At 71.6% G+C, this 4,689-nt stretch carries 6 protein-coding genes; all 6 read left to right on the top strand.

The features are described 5' to 3' along the window. Positions 1–101 precede the first annotated feature (101 nt). Entirely contained in the window at positions 102–692 is a 591-nt protein-coding gene (gene gspJ / locus QQJ79_RS14855) for a type II secretion system minor pseudopilin GspJ (protein ID WP_284223707.1), read from the top strand. Beyond that, the gene (gspK, locus tag QQJ79_RS14850; protein WP_284223706.1) at positions 689–1,675 is read left to right on the top strand and encodes a type II secretion system minor pseudopilin GspK; all 987 of its coding nucleotides are present in this window, start codon (positions 689–691) and stop codon (positions 1,673–1,675) included. The genes gspJ and gspK overlap by 4 nt, the downstream gene beginning before the upstream one ends. Further along, positions 1,672–2,775: a type II secretion system protein GspL gene (gspL, locus tag QQJ79_RS14845; RefSeq protein ID WP_284223705.1), complete on the top strand. Its 1,104-nt coding sequence runs from the start codon at positions 1,672–1,674 to the stop codon at positions 2,773–2,775. The genes gspK and gspL overlap by 4 nt, the downstream gene beginning before the upstream one ends. Then, positions 2,772–3,272: a type II secretion system protein M gene (locus QQJ79_RS14840; RefSeq protein WP_284223704.1), complete on the top strand. Its 501-nt coding sequence runs from the start codon at positions 2,772–2,774 to the stop codon at positions 3,270–3,272. The genes gspL and QQJ79_RS14840 overlap by 4 nt, the downstream gene beginning before the upstream one ends. Before the next feature lie 124 nt (positions 3,273–3,396). Next, on the top strand, positions 3,397–3,714 hold the full coding sequence (locus QQJ79_RS14835) for a hypothetical protein (RefSeq protein ID WP_284223703.1): 318 nt from the start codon (positions 3,397–3,399) through the stop codon (positions 3,712–3,714). 158 nt (positions 3,715–3,872) lie between these two features. Next, positions 3,873–4,689 (top strand): sensor histidine kinase (locus QQJ79_RS14830; RefSeq protein WP_284223702.1); only part of this gene is annotated, 817 nt, incomplete at its 3' end.

Genomic DNA, 4,689 nt, shown 5'->3' with positions numbered 1-4,689 from the left:
ACCCCCACCGAAGACCCCGACCTCCTGCGCATCCACATCACCGTCCAGGACGCCGAGGGACAGGCCGCCGAACGCACCATCTTCCGGTCAAGGACGAGACCGTGACACAGCGCGCGGGCTTCACCCTGGTCGAGGTCATGATCTCGCTGATGATTTTCGCCATGCTGGCGGGCGCGGGGGCGGCCGTGTTGAGCGGCGCCATCGACAACCGGTTCGCCGTCAAGGCCGCCAGCGACCGGGTCGGCGACCTGCAGCGGATGCGGGGGTTGTTGCGCGCCGACCTCGGTCAGGCCACGGCGCGCCGGTCGCGCGGCCCCACCGGGCGGCCGACGCCCCAGCCCATGGTCGGGGCCGCCGCGCCCGGCGATCCGATCCTCGTGCTGAACCGCGCCGGCTGGAGCAATCCCGGCGAACAGGCGCGGCCGTCCCTGCAACGGGTGGAGTACCGGCTGGTCGAGGACCGGCTTGAACGGCGCGCCTCCAGCCATCTGGACGGCGCCCGCCCGGGTCCGCCCCAGGTGCTCTACCGCGGGGTGAGCGACGTCACCGTGGCCTTCGTGCGTGACGGAGAAGCGGCCCCCGCCTTCATCTCCAGCCTCGACCGGCCCCTGCCCGACGCGGTGCGGATCGGGATGACGATCAAGGGCTATGGGCGGGTCGATCAGTTGTTCGTCGTCGGGAGCGGCCGATGAGGCGGCGGGGAACCGATCGCGAGGGCATGGCCCTGCTGACCGTGCTGCTGCTGGTCGCCGTCATGTCCGTGGTCGCGGTGGCGATCCTCGATGACGTGCGCTTCTCCGTCCGACGCACGGCGAACGTCGAGTTCCAGAGCCAGGCCCAGTGGTATGCGGCGGGCGCCGAAAATCTGGCGCGGGGCCAGATCGCGCGCCTCGTGGCGAGCGGACCCGCGCGCACGCCGCTGGAGCCGGACTGGAACGGGCGGCCGATGACCTTCCCGATCGACGGCGGCGCCATCACCGCCACGGTCACCGACGGCCAGGCCTGTTTCAACCTCAACAGCCTCGCCCTGGGGGTCGGCGAGGACCTGACGGCGCGCCCGCTCGGGGCGGCGCAGTTCCGGGCGCTGGGCCGGGCCGTCGGCGCGCCCGACAGCCGGATGCGGGCGATCGCCGACGCGTTGACCGACTGGCTGGACGCCGACACGACGCCGCTGCCGCTGGGGGCTGAAGATGGAGCCTATGCGGGTCTGGAGACTCCCTATCGCACGGGCGGCGCCATGCTGGCCGAGGTCAGCGAGTTGCGGGCGGTCAAGGGCGCGGACGCCGAAACCTATCGCCGGTTGAGGCCGTTCCTCTGCGCCCTGCCGACCTCGCGCCTGTCGCCCCTGAATGTGAACACCCTGACGCCGGCGCAGGCGCCGCTGCTGACCATGCTGACGAGCGGCGCGGTCGGGCCTGAGCAGGCGCGTGCCGTGATCGCGGCGCGGCCGCGCGACGGGTGGGCGGACGCCGCCGCCTTCTGGGCCCAACCGGCCATGGCGGCGGCCCCGGTCGATCCGGAGGCCCGCGACCAGATCACGGTCCTGACCCGCTTCTTCGATCTGCGGGTCGACGTCGAACTGGGCGGCTCCCGGGCCGTCCGCACCGCCTTGCTGGAAGCCGGATCCGACGGGCGCGTCCGCACCGTGATCCAGCGCTGGACTCCCGAAGAATGAAACCGACCCGCCTGATCCTGATCCCCGCCCTCGGAAGCGAACCTGCCCCCTGTATGGTGATTGAGGACGGCGCCGTGCGCGACCGCGGCCTGCTTGAACTGCACCCCGTCGAGCGGCCGGAGCCCATGCGCACGGTCGCCATCGTTCCGGGGCCCGAGGTGACGATCCGCTGGCTCGATCTCCCCGTCGGCGGACTGGCCCAGCAGCGCGCCGCCGCCTTGTGGATGCTGAAGGAACAGCTGGCGGCCCCGCCCGACCGGCTGGCCACGGCGCTGGGACCGACGCCCCCGTCTGGTCAGGCCCGGCTGGTCGCCGTGGTTGGTCTGCCGCTGCTTCAGGCCTGGATCGATTATCTGGAGGCCCTGGGGGTGAGGGCTGACGCCATCGTGCCCGACGCCCTCATCGTGCCTGAACCGGGCGAGGACGACCGGCTGAACGCTGTCGTGTTCGGAAGCGCCACGGTCCTTCGGGGCCGCGGGTTCGCCGCCAGCGTCCAGCCGGATCTGGTCGAGCTGGTGGCCGGATCGCGACGTGTCGAACCGATCGCGGACGCGGCCGAAGTCGAGCGCGCCCTGATACAGGCGGCCCTGGCGCCGCCGGTCAATCTGCTGACGTCGCAGGATCGGGGGCGGGGGGCCACGCGCCGGGGCTGGGCGCTGGCCTCGGCCATGGCCGGACTGCTGGTCGTTTCCCCCCTGGTTCTGATCGCCGCCGCCGCGGCCCGTGATGACGCCTCCGCCCGCGCCGACGCCAACCGCGCGCGCGCCGAGATTGTCCGGATCGCGCCGGATCTGGCCGGCCGCCCCGATCCCGTGGAGGCCTTGCGCCGGCGCGTCCGCGCCGCCCCGCCCCCGGGGGGCGTCGTCGGCGCCACAGCCGCCCTGTTCGCCGCCGTCGAGGGGGTCGAGGGGGCGGAGCTCGACCTGTTGATCGTCGATCCGGCCGCCGGGATGAAGGCCAGCATCACCCATGCCGACTATCAGGACACGCAGACCATCGCCCGGGCGATGCGGGCCAAGGGTCTGGAAGTGACGGAAACGGCCGCCCTCAATGACCGGGGCCGCATCGTCAGCGATATCACGATCGGGAGCGCCCGATGAACCGGGTCGTCGGGCAGGCCCAGGCGTGGTGGAGCGGCCGCACGCTGCGCGAACGGCGGATGTTGATGGTGATGGCCGGCTTGCTGACGGCTTTCGCCATCTGGCTGGGTCTGGTCCAGCCGGTTCTGGGATGGAGAGCCGCCGCGGCCGAGCGAGCCGAAGCGGCCGCCGTCACGCTGGCGGAGGTCCGCGCCGCGGCCGCCTCTTTCAGACCCCCGGGAGCCCCGGCGGGTCCGCCCCCGGAGGGGCTCGAGCCTCTGATCCGTCGCACCGCCGAAGCCGCGGGACTGGACGTGGTCACCGTGATGAGCGCCTCGGGTCAGCTCGGCTTCCAGCTCTCCAGCGTCGGCTCCGGGCCGCTGTTCGCCTGGCTGGCGGCCCTGGAGACGGATCACCGTCTGTCGATCTGCAGTCTGGGAGTGACCGAGAACGCCGACGCCACGCTGAATGTCGAGGGCGGACTGGCATCCGGCGCATGCGCCGCGCAGGGGCTTTAAACGTCCGCTGACGGGGTAAATGTCAAATTTCCGACTTCCAGTCGTCGCATAACCTTTACAATAGGCCAAAAGAGCGCATTATTCCTCCGGGTCCTGACTGTTTCAGGCGTTCGGGAGAAACTGGATGCGCGCTTTCACCCCCTTCATCGGCCTTGCAGCCGTCGCCGCTGCGGCGATCCTGCCGGCCGGATTGGCGAGCGCCGACGACAATGGTCAGCCGTCGGCGCGGTCAACGGCCCGCGCGGTCATGATCTGCGGCACGGACGCCGCGACGCGCCGGGCCTTCACCCGGGAGCATGGCGCGGCGCCGATTTTCGTCACCGCCCGCGAGGCGCTGTCGGTGCGGCCCTCGGACCCGGCCTGGAGCACGCCCCGTTGCATGACGGAACGGGAGCTCGCGCGCTACAGGGACGCCGCCACGACCTTTGCGGCCGTTCGCTGAGGTCCGAAGGCCGATCACGACCTTCGTCGTTTCGCAACGAACGACTGACATGGGGGCTGGACGGCGGGTCGCATGGCCTGTCGTGCGGCGGCGTCCCTCTTCGCCGCCTGCGTCTTAACCGGGCCGATTGAGCCGGTCTTAAGGGATTGCCGGGCAGGATGCTGATCAGGGAGATCGGCATGGCGCGGCGGGCGAAGGCAGGGGTGGCGACGGAGGCTCCGGAACAGCAATTCCTGCGCCTGATGAGCCATGAGATGCGCACGCCTCTCAACGGCGTCATCGGCATGCTGGGTCTGTTGTCGCGCACCCGGCTGGACGGCGCCCAGCGCGCCTATGCCGAGGCGGCGCGATCGTCGGCCGAGCATCTGCTGGGACTGGTCAACGACCTGCTCGACTACGCCCGTCTGGAAGCCGGAAAGCTGGAGTTCGACCACGCCCCCGTCGATCTGGAGGCGCTGGTGCGCGGGGTCGCGGAGCTGCTCAGCCCGCGGGCTCACGAGAAGGGGCTGGAAATCGCCTGGTCCGTCGCGCCCGGAGCCGTCGACATCATGGGCGACGAGGGCCGGTTGCGACAGGTGCTGTTCAACCTCGCGGGCAACGCCGTCAAATTCACCGAGACAGGCGGCGTCCGCGTCGCCGTCGAGCGGACCGGCGGCTCGATCAAATCGCCGCGACTCGCCTTCATCATCGACGATACCGGACCCGGCGTCCCGGCCGAGGCCCGGACGCGGATCTTCGAGGAGTTCGGCCATGTCGACGCCTCGGACGCCAGCCGTTTCGGCGGCGCGGGTCTGGGACTGGCGGTGGTCTCCAGGCTGGCCGCCGCCATGCAGGGCGTCGTGACCGTGGCGGACCGGCCCGATGGTCCCGGCGCGCGCTTCCGCTTCGAGGCGGTCTTCGAGGCGGCGACCGGCGCAGCCGAGCGCGGCGCCCCCCTCGCCGGTCACGCCGTCGCCGTGGTCAGCCCGGACCCCT

The organism is Brevundimonas denitrificans, from assembly GCF_030160755.1.
GTDB classification, from domain to species: Bacteria; Pseudomonadota; Alphaproteobacteria; order Caulobacterales; family Caulobacteraceae; genus Brevundimonas; species Brevundimonas denitrificans.
The sequence above is the reverse complement of the archived record's forward strand: the minus strand, read 5'-3'. Positions and strand labels throughout refer to the sequence as shown.